This is a genomic window from Hymenobacter sp. B1770, from assembly GCF_049896385.1.
Classification (GTDB): domain Bacteria; phylum Bacteroidota; class Bacteroidia; order Cytophagales; family Hymenobacteraceae; genus Hymenobacter.
This window is the reverse complement of record NZ_JAFCUF010000067.1, coordinates 1-749: the sequence shown is the minus strand read 5'-3', so window position 1 is coordinate 749 and position 749 is coordinate 1. Positions and strand designations below refer to the sequence as shown.

The 749-nt window shown below is 60.6% G+C and carries 1 pseudogene; it reads left to right on the top strand.

The features are described 5' to 3' along the window. Positions 1-749 (top strand): annotated as a pseudogene (locus ACP7AJ_RS21505) (UTP--glucose-1-phosphate uridylyltransferase); the annotation flags it as partial.

Here is a 749-nt window from a genome sequence, read left to right as displayed (position 1 = left end):
TTTGACAACATCTTGGGCGCGCTCAAAGAAGGCGACGTGCGCAAGCTAGCCGCCAACACCGCCCGCAACTGGGAGTACCCGATTAAGACGATTATCCCGTGGGCCTCGACCTACTTCACGGAGGAGATTATTGCCCGCGCCAAGCAGCAGGTCGGGGCCGAGTACTACGGGTTTTTGATGCTGGGCGGCATGTCGGGCGGCGGCATGGGCATGTTTGTGAACCCCGACCGCTACGAGGAATACAAGCTGCGCGTGCTGGAATTGCTGCGCTCGACCAAGCAGGAACTGTCGGCCGCACTGCCCTTCGCCATGGAGCCGGTGGTGTACAACTGGGACATTAACTACCAGGGCACGTGGGCCACGTTGCACGAGGGCGCCGAGGCCCTGATGCCCGAGCAATACTACGCCATCCACGTCTCGCAACTCGTTAAGCAAGAACCCGAAAGCATTTCGTATATCCGACGGGCGGAGGTCGATTTCTTCACGACGCACTGCGAGCAAAACAACCTGGCTTACCCGCTACTGCGCACCATCATCAGCAACTTGTTCCAGGTGTCGGACCCCGGCGCGCAGGGCAACCGCAGCGCCGAAAACGACCAGGCTGAGCGCATCAAGCAGGAAAATGGCTTCGACTACATTCAGCACGAAGACATCCGGGCCGATTTGCAGAAGGGCCGTATCGGCCTCGCGCGCAATCAGTTGCCCCTCGAAACCGTCATTGCCGACGTGCAGCCCGGCGACGCCGCCCA